Raw genomic sequence first — 15,565 nt, 5'->3', positions numbered from 1 at the left:
AGTTATATAGTGAAAATTAGCCAAAAATGCTATAATAGCCTCAAACTGTTTATTAGAGGAGGAGAGACTTATGGGGAAAAAGAACAAGAAAAAGAAGTCTCATCTTCCCTTTCGTTTAAATGTGTTATTCTTTATTATCTTTCTTATGTTTTCTGGTGTTGTGTTAAAGCTGGGCATGGTCCAGATCTTACATGGTGCTGAAGCGCAAGAAGAGATTAATCGTACTACAAACGATATTACAAAGACACCGGTACCGAGAGGGAAGATGTATGATCGTTTTGGCAATATAATCGTGGACAATTCACCACTTTATGCCATTACATACACACCACCAAAGTCAACAAATCAGGCGAAGCATTTAGAAATTGCGCGTAAGCTTGCGCCCATGATTGAGAAAAACACGAAGAAAGTAACCTTGCGTGATAAAAAAGATTACTGGATTCTTGTTAACAATGAGAATAATGAGGCAATAAAAGAACGGCTAACAGTAGAAGAGCAGACCTATACAAAGGAAGAAGAAGAAACAGACGCAAAAACTCCTTATGAGATACTATTAGACCGTATTGATCCTGAAAAAGACCTCCAATTCTCTGATGAAGAGCTTGAGATTATTGCAATCAAACGAGAACTCGATAGTGCTTATTCTCTATCTCCTCATATCATAAAGAATGAAGGCGTGACATTAAAAGAGTACGCTACTGTAGCCGAAAACTTAGATGAACTGCCTGGTATTAATGTAAGTACAGACTGGGAAAGAGACTATCCTTTTGGAGGGACATTCCGTAACTACTTAGGAAGTGTAAGTATGGCTGGTGTCCCAAAAGACGAGAAAGACTACTTCATGTCTCGTGGCTATAGTTTAAATGACCGTGTAGGCACCAGCGGATTAGAAGAGCGCTATGAAATGGTGTTAAAAGGTCAAAAGGAACAAATTGAACACACTGTAAACAGTGATCAGGAAGTCATTAACTCAGAAGTCATCCAACAAGGCACGCGAGGCAATGATCTTGTCTTAACGGTCGATATGGAATTGCAGAAAAGGTTAGATGAAATCGTCCAGAAACACTTAAAAGAAGCCATTACCCGCTATCCTGGTAAGAACAGTAATATGAGTGAAGCCATGGTTGTTATGTTGGAGCCAGATACTGGTGAAATTTTGGCTGTTTCAGGTCAAAAATATAATCGTGGAGAAAACGGGGAGAAACCTTATTTCCAAGACTTCTCCTTAGGGGCCATTACCCAGCAGTATGCACCAGGTTCTACAGTTAAGGGCGCGACTGTGTTAGCGGGGTATGACTCCGGTGTCATTAATTATGGAACACTCATAAATGATAATATTGCGATTGAACTTAAAAGTACAAAAGCCAAAGATTCTTACAAAGACTTAGGGACAATTAATGAAATCCAAGCTCTTGAGAAGTCCTCTAACGTATATATGTTCCATATTGCGATGAGGATTGCCGGGAACCCGACTTACGTACGGAATGCACCAATGAAGTTTAATGATGGAAGTTTCCAAGTCATGCGAGACTATTACAGTCAATTCGGCCTTGGTGTTAAAACAGGAATTGATATGCCGGCTGATACTGAATCCGCTGGTTTACAAGGTGAAGATTTCCAAGCAGGTAATATTATGGACTTAGCCATTGGACAGTATGATACTTATACAACGATGCAATTGGCTCAATATGTATCGACCATTGCAAATGATGGGTATCGAATCCAGCCACGTCTTGTGAAAGAAGTGCACGAACCAGACGTCCAGAATAAAGAGCTTGGACCGGTTATTGAATCCTATAGCCCGAATGTGTTGAATAAGATCTCCATGTCCCAAACGGATATTGACCGCGTTCAACGAGGATTTGAGCGTGTTTATCAATCAAATGGTACAGCGTATTATAACTTCGGTAAGGAAGTGGATTACTCTGTAGCAGGTAAGACAGGAACGGCTCAAGCGAGGGTTTATGATATTTCGCGAGATGAATACGGTAATGCAATAGATGTAACGGGTTTTACACCCGTGGAGAACCTGACCCTGGTTGGATACTCTCCGGCTGATGATCCGGAAGTAGCCTTTGCAGTCGTTGTGCCAAACACAGGGGTCATGAACGGGCAATACCCTATTAATACTCACATTGGTCGTGACGCGATGAATGCCTATTATGATTTAAAAGAAAACCGCGCAGAAGCAATGAAAGAAAAGAAATCAGAAGACGAAATGGAAGATGAAGCAACTGAAGAATAAAAGATAGAGAAAAGAGAGGGTTATGCTTATGCATAACCCTCTTTTTTTTGTAGAAACTAAAGAATACCTCAAGTGGAAAACCCCGTAATACCAGGAAGTTTGCGAAGTCTATACATGAAAAATGATCAATTTACACAACCTTAACATTTCATTCATACGCCGTTAAAACTCTATCTGTAGTATAAGCATTGTGAGTTGATCAAGCCCACTTGAACAACAAAATTCAACATTTAATTTAGGGGGAAAAAAGAAATGAAAAGTTTCAAGCATTTAGCACTAATCTTCACACTTATCCTTGCTCTTGGAGCTCTTGCAGCTTGCGGAAGCAGCGAAGGCGAAGATGAAGACACTTCAAATGGTGATACTCAATCTGAAACAGACGGTGGAGAAGCACTTTCCGGTAATGTGAAACAGGCAGGTTCTTCTACTGTTTACCCTATGGCCCTATACATTCAAGAGCGTTACGCATCTAAAGAAAGCGATGTTAACGTAACATTACAATCCATCGGTTCTGGTGGCGGATTCGAAAAGTCTACTAAAGGCGAAATCGATCTTTCAAACGCTTCTCGTCCGATTAAAGAAGAAGAAAAGAAAAAAGCTGAAGAAAACGATGTTAACCTACATGAACTTACACTTGCATATGACGGTCTTACAGTAGCTGTTAGTTCTGAAAACGACTTTGTTGACAACCTTACAGTAGATCAACTGAAAAAGATCTTCCTTGACAGTTCTGACGCTAAGAAATGGTCTGACATCAATCCTGAATGGCCAGACGAAACCATTAAAATCTTCGCTCCAGGTCATGACTCTGGTACATTCGACTACTTCAACGAAGTAATTCTTGAAGATAATGCAATGCGTGAAGATGGAGATGTTCAAACTTCTGAAGATGACAATACACTTGTTCGCGGCATTAAAAACAGTGAATACGCAATCGGCTTCTTCGGTTATGCTTACTACCTTCAAAACGAAGATTCTCTTAAAGCTTTAGGTATTCAAAATGGTGAAGATGCTGAACCAGTAAAACCAAACCATGATACGATCCAAAGCGGAGAGTATGCACCACTTTCTCGCCCACTATTCACATATGTTGTGGAAAGTGCATTAGAGAAACCTCAGGTATATGATTACACAATCTATACACTTGAGAATGCAGGAGACGCTGCTAAAGAAGTTGGATATGTCGCTCTTCCAGAAGAAAAATATCAAGAGCAAATTGATAAAGTTAAAGAACTAGCTGGAAAATAAGTAGTAGCAAACTTCTTGGATAATTGGTTCTGTGTGAGGTGAGGGGACGGGTTGAAAGTTGTTCCCCTCACTTTGCTATGTTCCAGATGAAAGGGGATTTCATAAATGGTTTCATCTAAAAAGAATCACGATGAGCTTTCTGTAAAGGAAAGGATTGCTAAGAATAAACAATCCAATAGCTCGACCATGTTTGTGGAAAAATTAGTGCCTAAACTATTGTTACTCTGTGCTACGCTATCTGTACTTGTGACATTAGGAATACTTTATACGTTATTATCTGAAACATTTACTTTCTTTAATCAAGTAAGTGTTGTTGAATTCTTTACAACGACCTATTGGAATCCGTGGCGTGATTCATATGGAATTTTGTCTTTAATTAGTGGTACGTTATTAATTACAATAACAGCCATGATTATTGCGATCCCATTAGGTGTTGCTTCAGCTATATTCTTGAGTGAATATGCATCTGATAAAGTTAGAAGAATGCTTAAGCCAATTCTTGAAGTACTGGCTGGAATTCCTACAGTGGTATATGGCTTCTTTGCTTTAACCTTTGTTACGCCAATGTTGGACAAAATTATTCCAGACCTATCTTTCTTTAACGCACTAAGTGCAGGTATTGTTGTAGGTGTCATGATCGTCCCAATGGTTGCTTCTCTTACGGAGGATGCAATGGGGGCTGTGCCAAACACATTACGTGAAGGAGCAATGGCTCTTGGATCAACAAGACTTGAAACAACAATTAAGGTTGTTATACCAGCTGCTTTATCTGGTATTGTCGCTTCTTTCGCACTTGCTATGTCTCGTGCCATTGGAGAAACAATGATCGTGGCCATTGCAGCAGGTGCTACACCGAAGTTTACGCTAGATCCAACGCAGTCGATTCAGACGATGACAGGGTACATTGTTCAAGTCTCTACAGGAGATGTTTCATTCGGCTCGACTATTTACTATAGTATCTATGCAGTCGGAACAACCCTATTTGTCTTCACGTTAATTATGAACCTTCTTGCACAATATATTAGTCGACGATTTAGAGAGGAGTACTAATATGGCTTTAGTAAATAAAGAAACAGTGTCTAATAAAATGAATAGTCGTATCTTAAAGAATAAGATTGCAAAGGTAATCTTCTTCATTGCTACGATTATTGGATTATTATTCTTAGGGGCTTTAGCTTATCGGATATTGACTCAAGGACTCGGTAGCTTAGATATGGATTTCTTAACGGGCTTCACCTCACAAAGTCCAGATCGTGCAGGGATTAAAGCCGGGGTCATTGGCTCCTTATGGTTAATGTCAGTAACGGCTCCTGTAACTCTTGTGATCGGGGTAGCCACTGCCATTTATTTAGAGGAATACGCTAAACGAGGAAAGTTTACGCGATTCATCCAAATTAACTTGCAGAACCTGGCCGGAGTACCGTCCATTGTTTTTGGTTTATTAGGTCTTACAATTTTCGTTTATATCTTTAAAACGGGGGAAATTATTCTTGCTGGTGGTTTGACGTTAGGCCTTCTTGTTCTTCCTGTAATCGTCGTTGCAGCACAAGAATCGATTCGTTCTGTTCCGAATGAATTACGTGAAGCTTCTTATGGGATGGGTGCTACGAAATGGCAAACTGTTAGACGCATTGTTTTACCAGCAGCGATCCCTGGTATCCTAACTGGTGGAATTCTTGCTCTTTCCCGTGCGATTGGTGAAACCGCACCCTTGTTACTTGTAGGAGCAGCAACAGCAATCTTTACACTTCCAAGTAGCATTTTTGATCCTTATACAGCCATGCCGATTCAAATTTATAGCTGGACAAAAGCTCCACAACCTGAATTTGAGTATGTGGCTTCAGCCGGAATTATCGTACTACTAGTGATCTTATTGCTCTTAAACTCTATTGCTGTATTTATTCGAAACAAATTCTCTAAACGTTTATAAACCTTTATAGAATCAGCGGATTATCGAAGGAGGCATTTGTCGTTATGGCAGATACAAAAAGCTCAGTATTTAATGTGAAAGATTTAAACTTATGGTACGGGGATAACCAAGCCCTTTATGATATAAATATGGATATTAAAGAAAACGACGTTACAGCTATTATTGGACCATCTGGTTGCGGTAAGTCTACGTATGTTAAAACGTTAAATCGTATGGTTGAGACCGTTCCTGTTGTAAAAACATCTGGTGAGATTGAATACCGTGGAAAGAACATTTTCGAAAAAAACTATTTAGTAGAAGACCTTCGTACGAAAGTGGGAATGGTATTCCAAAAACCGAACCCGTTTCCTAAATCCATCTACGAAAATATCGTATACGGACCTAAAATTCACGGAATTAAAGATAAAAAGACACTCGATCAAATTGTAGAGAAGAGTCTAAAAGGGGCGGCCCTTTGGGATGAAGTAAAAGACCGTCTTCATGAAAATGCGTACGGTTTGTCTGGTGGACAGCAACAGCGTGTTTGTATTGCTCGTTGTTTAGCTATTGAACCTGATGTCATTTTAATGGATGAGCCTACTTCTGCTCTTGACCCGATTTCTACATTGAAGGTAGAAGAATTGATTCAGGAACTGAAGAAGGATTACAGTATCGTAATCGTTACGCACAATATGCAACAAGCGGCACGTATTTCTGATAAAACAGCTTTCTTCTTGAGCGGTGAACTTGTAGAATATACAGATACAAACACATTGTTCCAGAATCCGTCCGATAAACGCACAGAAGATTACATTACCGGACGTTTCGGCTAAGCAGAAGTTGATGATCGGAAATCGAAAGGGGTAAATGGGTATGATAAGAGGTCAGTTTCACGAAGATATGGATCAATTAAAGTATAGTATTAAGAAGTTAGCTGTAGGAACCGTGCAAGCATTTGAAGAAGCTCTTGATGCACTGTACAATCAAGACATTGATAAGGCGAAGAAGATTATTGAAGAAGATGATCAACTAGACCGTAAAGAACTTGAAATTAATGAACAGGCTATCCTGCTTATCGCAAAGCAGCAACCTGTTGCAACGGACCTTCGCAGGATGATTGTCGCGATTAAGGTTTCTTCTGATCTTGAACGTATGGCCGATCACGCAGTGAATGTTAGTAAAAGTGCCATTCACTTAGGTGAAGATCATGATATCACCATTCCTCCGGCTTTACGAGATATGTTTGGGGTAGCCAAGGAAATGGTGGATACAGCTACGAAAGCTTTTGAGAACGAAGACATTTCACTAGCGCGTGTGCTTGCAGAAATGGATGACAAAGTTGATGAAATGTATGGCCAAATAACAAGAGAAATGCTAGAGCTTACAGCTAATAACCCGCAGAAGATCCAGCATATTATGCAAATGGCTTACGTTGCTCGTTATATTGAACGCTTTGCGGATCATATTACGAACATCGGGGAGTATATTTTCTACCTTGTTAAAGGTCAAACCTTTGACCTAAATGAATAATAGCTAGAATCAAAAAGGCGGAATCAATCATGATTCCGCTTTTTTGTATGCAAATTTCCGTCCAACACCCCTCCACTTTAAAACTCCATACGTTTCTTAAGGAGCGTTCTTAAACATACACTAGTTAAGAAGTTTGTGCCGATTCGAGATTGCCTTTACACAAAATATATCCTTAAAATTATAATGCGATTTAATAATTATTTATTGTAAAACAATAAATAATACTATATAATCAACATCATAAAAACGATTGCCAAAACGACCGTCCCTGGAGGAATAGGTAAGTAGAGGCTTAGTAAAGGAGAGAAGAGGCATGAGGGCACTGAAACAACTCACTTTTTTTGGAGGGGAACAAGCCTGGTCTTGCATTTTCCCAGTGGTTATTTTCGTATCGTTGGCTGTTACGCAAATGATCTCTCTCCCTATCTTGCCAAGGTATGATTGGTTATTGATCATCTTTCTTCTTATGCAGTGGTGGATGGTTCGTTCTGGACTTGAGACAAGAGATGAGTTAAAAGTTATCACCCTGTTTCACTTAATCGGATTAGCTCTAGAGCTGTTTAAAGTACACATGGGATCCTGGTCTTATCCGGAAGCGGGATATTCGAAGGTGTTTGGGGTTCCTTTGTATAGTGGATTTATGTACGCAAGTGTCGCTAGTTATCTTTGTCAGGCATGGAGAAGGTTAGACGTACATTTAGTGAAATGGCCGCCATTATGGCTCGTTGTCCCCTTGGCTTCTGCCATTTACTTAAACTTCTTCACTCACCATTACTGGATTGATATTCGTTGGTGGTTATCAGCGCTTGTAATCATTGTCTTTTGGAAATCATCCGTGAGCTACCGTATCAATGATGCCCGTTACAGAATGCCTCTTGCTTTGTCTTTCGTCCTTATTGGCTTTTTTATTTGGATTGCTGAAAATATTGCCACATTTTTTGGGGCTTGGGAATATCCCAATCAACGAGAGGCATGGAGTCTTGTGCATCTCGGGAAAGTGAGTTCATGGCTTTTACTTGTGATTGTGAGTTTTCTTATAGTAGCTACGTTAAAACAAGTTAAAGGAAGAAACGCGATTCAAATAAAAGCTAATCAGACTCTGATCGATAATGATTAGGTGATGAATCTTAAAGAGGATGAAAGAATGTTTCCATTAGTTATTAAATAGAATCGTAAAATAGCCTTTCATTGTAAGTATCCAATGAAAGGCTATTTTAGTTATCGCGTAATAATCCTCGCGATCTCCTGGAAGGACATCTGATTTACGACTGTATATTCACCGATCTGTATGTAGCGGCTGAATTCGTTGTCCACTAAGTATGCTCTGAAGCCTTCAGCATCCTCGATGATTCCATTCTGTGCTAGTACCTGGCTAATGTCTTCTGGAACCATGCCTTCTTCAATGGATAGTGTATAAGCTTTCACGGATCCTTCTTCATCACCGGTTGGTTTAGATGTCTCTTCTTTATCTTCTTGCTTTTGTTGTTCATCTGAATCTGCATTTTGTTCAGGTGAAGCCTTTTCTGTTAACTGAGTGTACTCATTTTCAGTTAAGATGGTATACCCCTTTTCCTCTAATAAGGAGGCTGCCTCTTCTTTTGTAGGAGCTGTTTCTTTAGCTTGGCTAGGATCTTGTTGTGAATAGGCAAAAGCTAGTAAGGCAGTTGCTGTTAATAGACCTAGTGCGAATGCTCTTAGCGTATATTTCATGAATGTACACCTCGCTGCTTCTCTGTGGAATATTGCCTTAATGTGACGAAGATATCTTCTTCTTTCATAGAGGTTTTATCAGCGATTTCTTTTGTAGTAAACCCTTCCTGGTACAGGTCTAGTACTTTTTGTCCCATCAAGTTTGATTCGGACTCGTCAGCGGGGGTAGGAGTAGGTTCCTGATAAAAGCGTTCAGGCGCTTCATCAATGAGAAGTTCTTCTTCTAAAACACGCATTTTCTTCTTCAATTGATACGTTTCTTGAATCGCATTTAACGAGATCTCTTCCATCTGTTCTTCTAACTCTTGTATTCGACTCTTTGCAAAGAAAGAGAGGATGTACAGGACAAGTGCTACCGAAAATAGTGTTAAAAACACGTAAATCATTTCTTCACCTCATTTCATTTCTTTACTAGTTATATCATACTAGAAAGCGTGAGAAAACCGACCTTATACTCGTTTTACAATGAATTTCTATAAGCGTCGCCACAAGTAGAGTTGTAGAAATTCTTCCGACATTCAATAAATGAGCAAAACAGCCTTGAAAGAATAGGCATGATTTGATACTATAAATAAGTCTGATAAAGTATGTAAATACATTAAACAGAGTAAAGAATGGTATTTGGAGGGATAAACGATGCGTGTAAACATTACACTTGCTTGCACTGAAACTGGTGACCGCAACTATATTAGCACTAAAAACAAGCGTACAAACCCTGAGCGCTTAGAATTAATGAAATATTGCCCACGCTTGAAGAAACACACTCTTCATCGTGAAACGAAGTAAACAGTAGGACTCGCTCCTACTGTTTTTTTTATAATGTTTTGTTGAAGAGTTTCTTGTTGTTATTTTAATGTGCGAAGCTGAGACATTTTAATAAGGAGAGGGGCTGTTCACGTTTAATGAGAGATAGGGGTGTCTGGGGAACGACTCGCTTTCCACGGGCGAGGTGTCGAGCCTCCTCAATCGCTACGCTCATTCCGGGGTCTCGTCTACCTCTTTCTCCCGTAGGAGTCTCCCCGTCCCCCAGACACCCCTTATTAATATTAGGAGAAACAGCCCCAACCAGAGGAAGCGTGGAATTTTATCAACACCCTACTAGCTTATGCGATATGTTTACGTTTTATATACATATGGCAAAGGTGGTTCGGGAAATTGCGAGACTCCTGCGGCAAGAGGAGCCTAGGGGAGACCCCGCAGAGAGCGGCAGCGAACGAGGAGGCTTCCCAGCTCGCCGCGGAAAGCGAGTGATTTCCCGAACCACCTTACGCACAGGCTAACGTAAACGGAAACTTTCTCTCTTATCAAGCCTTTCACATAAGTGGACATATATGGAACACATTGTGAATCCCCCACTTTAGTAGAAATTCTTATAATGGATCCTATAAAAAAGAAAGAGGTGTTTGGTTGAAAACGAAATCAGAATGGCGTACATATGGTAAAGACTTATTGAAGAATATGAGTACGGAAGAAAAGAAGCAAAAAGAGCAGGAGATCTATTTGGCTCTTTTAAATAGCAAGTTATGGGATCAAGCTTCGACCGTTGGGTGTACGATCTCTCAAGCTCACGAAGTCGATACGGCTCCCATTATTGATTTGGCGTGGAAAGAGGGGAAAAAGGTTGTGGTGCCTAAGTGCACCCCTAAAGAAAGTCGTTTAGACTTTCATCAGCTCACATCCTATGATCAGTTAGAGACGGTTTATTTTGGCCTTCAGGAGCCTGTTCCGACGCTTTGCCCGGTCAGTGAACCGAACTCGATTGATCTTATGCTTGTGCCAGGGCTGGTCTTTGATCTTGAAGGATATCGTATAGGTTATGGCGGTGGGTATTATGATCGTTACCTCGCTACTTATGCGAATGAAACGGTTGCTTTAGCTACGGAAGCTCAGGTTGTATCTAGTGTCCCTCATGAAGAATATGATGTCCCGGTACGGAACCTTGTCACGGAAAAAGGGTTTCGCTTATAAAGGCGAGGACAATTGTAACAATATCTTAACAATGAAAGCGCTATCGGTGGTTTTGGGGCTTTGTGCATTCATGTACAATATAGGTAGATAGGAAAGTATTTCATTCAGAGAAGGGATGATGGAGAGTGGAAAGAGTTAATCGAATTGCACTAATCGGAACAGGATTTGTAGGATCAAGTTATGCCTTCGCTTTATTGAATCAAGGTGTAGGGGACGAGCTTGTCTTAATCGATGTAAATAAGGAAAAATCTGAAGGAGATGCGATGGACCTTAACCACGGACTAGCCTTTGCCCCTTCCTATACGAAAATATGGTATGGAGACTATAGTGACTGTGCTTCTGCTGATCTTGTTGTTATAACTGCCGGCGCAAATCAAAAGCCAGGTGAAACTCGATTAGATCTGGTGGAGAAAAATTCTGCTATATTTAAATCTATTGTAGATCAAGTTATGGGTTCAGGTTTCGATGGAATTTTCCTTGTTGCGACGAATCCGGTAGATATCCTGACCTATATGACATGGAAATTCTCAGGCCTGCCAAAGCATCGTGTCATCGGATCCGGAACGATTTTAGACACGGCCAGACTTCGTTATTCTCTAGGAGAATACTTTAATGTGGATTCCCGTAATGTGCATGCTTATATCATGGGAGAGCACGGAGATTCTGAGTTGCCAGCATGGAGCCATGCGAATATAGGCGGACGTACGGTCTTTGATCGAATTAAAGATAACCCTGAGAAATATAGCGAAAGAGATCTAACCCCGTTATTTGAAGGTGTAAGAGATGCTGCCTACCATATTATACAACGTAAAGGGGCTACGTATTACGGGATTGCGATGGGGCTCGTTCGATTAACGAAAGCCATTCTTCATAATGAGAATTCAATCTTAACTGTTTCTGCTTATTTGAACGGGGAATATGATGAGAAAGATATTTACATTGGCGTGCCAGCTATTGTGAATCGTTCAGGAGTGCGAGAAATCCTTCAGATCGACTTAGATGAATTAGAAGAAGCGCAATTTGCGAATTCAGCAAAGGTGTTAAGGGATACACTTAACCCGGTTTTAGAAAAGTATAATAAAGAATAAAATCGTTTTTCCATCCGCATACTAAGCCTATCAACTAGTGAATAGGTGGGTTATGATGAGAGTGATCATGTGGTTATTCTTCTTAATAGCTGGAATGTATGCGTTAAATCGTTATAAATATCGCATATTAAATGGTGTATTAGCGTATGATTTATTAAGAAAAGTTGCGGTCCGTGTAAGCATGCGGATGCCTTATTTAAGAGAAAAAATCTTACCGCAGATCTTAGGAAGATCAACCTTTTAGAAAACGTTCAGTCGTCATGTACGACTGAACGTTTTTTTTCAAGTCTTCGGCTGCTTTTGGTATGATAAAAGAAAGGAGAGAGGCAGATGTATTTAGAGGATATTTATTATTTCTGGAAGATGACCTACACTTTCATTTCTCGGTATGAATATGAAGTGATTCACATTGACCACGAACGAAGGGAAGTGTGGCTTGAGCAGACTAAAGGAACCATAACGAAAATCATTCGATTAAAGCAACAAACCTTTGATTGGTCTAATCATCTTAAGCGGGATCAGGATGACGTAGCTGAGAAAGTGAAGCGATTATCTAAATCCCTTGTTGGGAGAGATATAAGGGTTCATTTAGTATACATCTCACAATTTCCGCCGGTAGATGAGTGGGAACAAAAACCAATACATATAAATAATGGCCGAAAGTCGGTTCGTATCATGACCTATTTTGTGCCACAACATGATCGGGAAAGACATCTTGGTGAGGTTTATGAAGCTCTATACATCAAAGATCCCCCATTTTCTCCTGAAAGTGAAGAAGAGATGGAAAGTAACGTACCTCAATTGAGAAGAGCGGTTGATCAAGCCATAGAACAAAACATAAAAAGTCAGCAAGCTGTTCTAAGTCGTGGCAAACCAATCTTCACCTATTTGTTGATTGCCTTAAACGTTATTATGTACTTTGTATTAGAGATCAATGGAGGGAGTCAAGACACCAATACGCTCATCAAGTATGGAGCTAAATTTAACCCTTTCATTTTGGACGGGGAATGGTGGAGAATCGCAAGTTCTATGTTTCTTCATATCGGTATATTTCACATCTTACTCAATATGTTGGCCCTTTATTACCTGGGGAATGCTGTTGAGCGAATGTTTGGAAGTGCCCGCTTTTTAGTAATTTATTTCGTCAGTGGGATCGTAGGTGGACTGGCAAGCTTTGCTCTTTCCCAAAACGTTGCTGCCGGTGCATCTGGAGCAATCTATGGTCTGTTTGGCGCCCTTCTTTTCTTTGGGTTAATTTATAAGAAGCTATTCTTTAAAACGATGGGGAGTAATATAATAGGTATCCTCCTGATTAATATCGTTATTAGCTTTACCATCCCTCAAGTGGATATTGGGGCACATCTCGGAGGGTTAGTCGGCGGCTTTTTAGCTTCTTCTTTGGTACACTTTCCTAAGAAACGAAACTTACTCACACAAACGGCGAGTTTTATAGGGGTGTTAGTGACCGGAGGCCTCCTCTTTTATGCAGGCATGCAGACAAACGAGACCTATGAACCTCATACCGAAATCGTTCTCGCTTCATACTATCAACAAGAAGGCTCTTTTCAGGATGCCTATGAAGTAGCAGATGAAGCGATTGAAGAACATGGGAATAAGGATAGCATCCTCTATTTCATTCGTTCTTACGGGCATATTCAACAAGATCGAACTGATCAGGCGCTTACTGATTTAAAGCGTTCTGTTGAATTAAATGATCAAAATGATCCTGCTTGGTATAACCTTGCTGTCCTTTATGCGAGGCAAGGGGAAAGAGACCTTGCTATAGAGGCTGTTCAAAAAGCTATAGACATTAACCCGGAGGCTGAGGATTATAAAGACCTGTTAAATCAGTTAGAAGCATCCGGATAATACTGCAAGAGTTTTTCTTTCTTTCCTTGTGCATTTTCGTACAACACTAGCAGGTGTTTTCCATCTTTATCAGCTAATATTAATGGAACATAGCTTGATTCATTTGTTGGGTCAGATGAAGCAGTGAAATCAAGAATATAATCTTTATAAAGTCCTTCCCATAGTTGGCCGATGACTTGTTGAGTTTGTTCAACGTCTAAACCTGGGAGGGGCTTTGTTTTATACTGCGGTAAAGAAGTGAGTGGAATGCGCACGTATTGTTCAATTGGGATTGAGAAGTGTGTAATTAATTGGTTCCATCTGTAGGCTAACTGCTGCTCTGTAGCGCGGTCGAGCGTTTCTTTCCAATCTTTTTGTTGCTGATTCTGCGGCTCTGTAAAAGACTCAAGCGGTGTGAGGGGTGAATCAATGACATAAAGCTCGCTTTGGGTCATGTCTTGAATACTCTTAATGCGATCATCTGGATAGTGAACTTCTCCGTGATGATAAGTAATTGCCTGGTAGTGGCCGCTATCCTCTCCTTGCACTTTCTCTTCTTGAACAAGGTCCTGTCCATTTTCTTTCCATTTTCCAAGCACGCCTTTTAGTCTGCCGTCCTCATAGAGTAGTGAAATGTCCTGTCGGAGGTAAACAGGCTCTTTCAAGCTTGAATTGGTGGTCCAATGAATTTCATATTCATCACGATCGCTTTCTGAAAGCATTTCTAGTGACGTGCTTGTATCCTCTAGAGAGATGCTTTCATCAAGGGGAAAATACTTCACTACGTTTTGCACGTCTTTTTGTGACCACTGAAACACAATAAAAAAGCCTAAAGCGTGGCTGATTAATAGAATCGGAATGAGTTTCTTCATCATACAAGTCCCCTTTTCTTTTGGACATCCTGTGTCATTCATATGTATGATAGAAGATAGAAAGTTATGAAAATGAAAAGGGGAGATCATTTTGAAACACACGCAAGCCATTACAGGTATAGTAGAACAACTCGTAAACATTCCAAGTCCTTCAGGGTTTACAGACGCATGTATTGACCATTGTGCTGCCTTCTTTGAGGATATGAAGATTCCGGCTTATAAGACTCAAAAAGGGGCCCTCATTGCAACGATAGAAGGAGAAGACACGTCCAAACACCGTTTATTGACAGCTCACGTTGACACGCTTGGTGCTATGGTCAAGGAAATTAAGTCGGATGGAACCTTGAAGCTATCCATGATTGGTGGATTTAAATGGAATAGTGTCGAAGGAGAATACTGTGAAATTCATACGGCTAGTGGGGCCACTTATTCAGGTACAATTCTAATGCACCAAACCTCTGTCCATGTTTATAAAGATAGTGGGGACAAAAAGCGAGACAAAGAGAATATTGAAGTGCGCGTTGATGCTGAAGTACATAATGCTGAAGATACAAAGAATCTTGGCGTCCAAGTTGGGGACTTTGTATCATTTGATCCTCGTTTTCAAACGACGGATAACGGCTTTATTAAATCGCGTCATTTGGATGATAAAGCTAGTGTAGCTATACTCATGCACCTCGTTCATTCGCTGAAGGAAGAAGGAATTGTATTACCATATACAACACACTTCTATATTTCTAACAATGAAGAAATTGGATATGGGGGGAATGCAAGTATCCCGGCTGAGACATCAGAATATTTAGCTGTCGATATGGGAGCTATTGGAGATGGTCAAACAACGACCGAATATGTGGCTTCGATTTGTGCGAAGGATTCCTCTGGCCCTTATCATTATGGGTTACGCCAACACCTCGTTCAACTAGCAGAACACAATGATATCGGGTATGAAATTGACATCTACCCGTACTATGGTTCAGATGCTTCAGCTGCGATACGAGCGGGAGCCGATGTAAAGCATGGCTTAATAGGTCCTGGTATTGATGCCTCTCATGCTTACGAGCGGACGCATGTTTCTTCGCTAGAACATACATTTAATTTACTGTGGGCATATGTTCAATCAGAACTCGTCGATTAATTTGTGTATGCT

Annotated in this window: 16 protein-coding genes; 13 read left to right on the top strand and 3 right to left on the bottom strand. The window is 40.4% G+C overall.

Going from position 1 to position 15,565, the window contains the following annotated elements:
* Nucleotides 1-70 precede the first annotated feature (70 nt).
* The 7 genes from QNI29_RS14515 to QNI29_RS14485 all read left to right on the top strand — a co-directional run bounded on the left by QNI29_RS14515 (nt 71) and on the right by QNI29_RS14485 (nt 8,049).
* Complete coding sequence (locus QNI29_RS14515; protein WP_231417214.1) at nt 71-2,245, top strand: peptidoglycan D,D-transpeptidase FtsI family protein; 2,175 nt, start codon at nt 71-73, stop codon at nt 2,243-2,245.
* A gap of 252 nt (nt 2,246-2,497) precedes the next feature.
* Complete coding sequence (locus QNI29_RS14510; protein ID WP_231417213.1) at nt 2,498-3,493, top strand: PstS family phosphate ABC transporter substrate-binding protein; 996 nt, start codon at nt 2,498-2,500, stop codon at nt 3,491-3,493.
* Nucleotides 3,494-3,598: 105 nt separating this feature from the next.
* On the top strand, nt 3,599-4,543 hold the full coding sequence (gene pstC / locus QNI29_RS14505; protein ID WP_231417212.1) for a phosphate ABC transporter permease subunit PstC: 945 nt from the start codon (nt 3,599-3,601) through the stop codon (nt 4,541-4,543).
* Between the two features lies 1 nt (nt 4,544).
* Nucleotides 4,545-5,423, top strand: a complete 879-nt coding sequence (gene pstA, locus QNI29_RS14500) for a phosphate ABC transporter permease PstA (protein WP_231417211.1) — start codon at nt 4,545-4,547, stop codon at nt 5,421-5,423.
* A 44-nt stretch (nt 5,424-5,467) separates the two neighbouring features.
* On the top strand, nt 5,468-6,235 hold the full coding sequence (pstB, locus tag QNI29_RS14495) for a phosphate ABC transporter ATP-binding protein PstB (protein ID WP_231417210.1): 768 nt from the start codon (nt 5,468-5,470) through the stop codon (nt 6,233-6,235).
* 40 nt (nt 6,236-6,275) lie between these two features.
* Nucleotides 6,276-6,932 (top strand): phosphate signaling complex protein PhoU, encoded by a 657-nt coding sequence (gene phoU, locus QNI29_RS14490; protein ID WP_231417209.1) that lies wholly within the window; start codon nt 6,276-6,278, stop codon nt 6,930-6,932.
* Between the two features lie 313 nt (nt 6,933-7,245).
* Nucleotides 7,246-8,049 carry a DUF817 domain-containing protein gene (locus tag QNI29_RS14485; protein ID WP_231417208.1) on the top strand — a complete coding sequence of 268 codons (804 nt, stop codon included), beginning with the start codon at nt 7,246-7,248 and terminating at the stop codon, nt 8,047-8,049.
* A 101-nt stretch (nt 8,050-8,150) separates the two neighbouring features.
* Here QNI29_RS14485 and QNI29_RS14480 read toward each other — a convergent pair whose 3' ends face one another.
* A complete protein-coding gene (locus QNI29_RS14480) occupies nt 8,151-8,642 on the bottom strand; it encodes an MltG/YceG/YrrL family protein (RefSeq protein ID WP_231417207.1) in 492 nt (163 codons plus the stop codon).
* Complete coding sequence (locus QNI29_RS14475; protein ID WP_231417206.1) at nt 8,639-9,028, bottom strand: hypothetical protein; 390 nt, start codon at nt 9,026-9,028, stop codon at nt 8,639-8,641. Before QNI29_RS14475 ends, QNI29_RS14480 begins: the two co-directional genes overlap by 4 nt.
* 250 nt (nt 9,029-9,278) lie before the next feature.
* Between QNI29_RS14475 and rpmG the strand changes: the two genes are divergently transcribed.
* From rpmG to QNI29_RS14450, 5 genes are all read left to right on the top strand, one after another.
* Nucleotides 9,279-9,428, top strand: coding sequence for a 50S ribosomal protein L33 (gene rpmG / locus QNI29_RS14470; protein WP_029271012.1), 150 nt, complete (start codon nt 9,279-9,281; stop codon nt 9,426-9,428).
* A 621-nt stretch (nt 9,429-10,049) separates the two neighbouring features.
* Nucleotides 10,050-10,610 (top strand): 5-formyltetrahydrofolate cyclo-ligase, encoded by a 561-nt coding sequence (locus tag QNI29_RS14465; RefSeq protein WP_231417205.1) that lies wholly within the window; start codon nt 10,050-10,052, stop codon nt 10,608-10,610.
* A gap of 125 nt (nt 10,611-10,735) precedes the next feature.
* On the top strand, nt 10,736-11,698 hold the full coding sequence (locus tag QNI29_RS14460; protein WP_231417204.1) for an L-lactate dehydrogenase: 963 nt from the start codon (nt 10,736-10,738) through the stop codon (nt 11,696-11,698).
* A 52-nt stretch (nt 11,699-11,750) separates the two neighbouring features.
* Nucleotides 11,751-11,942, top strand: coding sequence for a hypothetical protein (locus tag QNI29_RS14455; RefSeq protein ID WP_284526522.1), 192 nt, complete (start codon nt 11,751-11,753; stop codon nt 11,940-11,942).
* A gap of 86 nt (nt 11,943-12,028) precedes the next feature.
* On the top strand, nt 12,029-13,567 hold the full coding sequence (locus QNI29_RS14450) for a rhomboid family intramembrane serine protease (protein ID WP_231417202.1): 1,539 nt from the start codon (nt 12,029-12,031) through the stop codon (nt 13,565-13,567).
* Here QNI29_RS14450 and QNI29_RS14445 read toward each other — a convergent pair.
* Complete coding sequence (locus tag QNI29_RS14445) at nt 13,546-14,421, bottom strand: hypothetical protein (protein ID WP_231417201.1); 876 nt, start codon at nt 14,419-14,421, stop codon at nt 13,546-13,548. The genes QNI29_RS14450 and QNI29_RS14445 overlap by 22 nt on opposite strands.
* 85 nt (nt 14,422-14,506) lie before the next feature.
* Here QNI29_RS14445 and QNI29_RS14440 point away from each other — a divergent pair, with 85 nt between their 5' ends.
* Nucleotides 14,507-15,553 (top strand): M42 family metallopeptidase, encoded by a 1,047-nt coding sequence (locus QNI29_RS14440; protein ID WP_370635478.1) that lies wholly within the window; start codon nt 14,507-14,509, stop codon nt 15,551-15,553.
* Nucleotides 15,554-15,565 lie beyond the last annotated feature (12 nt).

The organism is Pontibacillus chungwhensis, assembly GCF_030166655.1.
Taxonomy (GTDB): Bacteria; Bacillota; Bacilli; order Bacillales; family BH030062; genus Pontibacillus.
The sequence above is the reverse complement of the archived record's forward strand: the minus strand, read 5'-3'. Positions and strand labels throughout refer to the sequence as shown.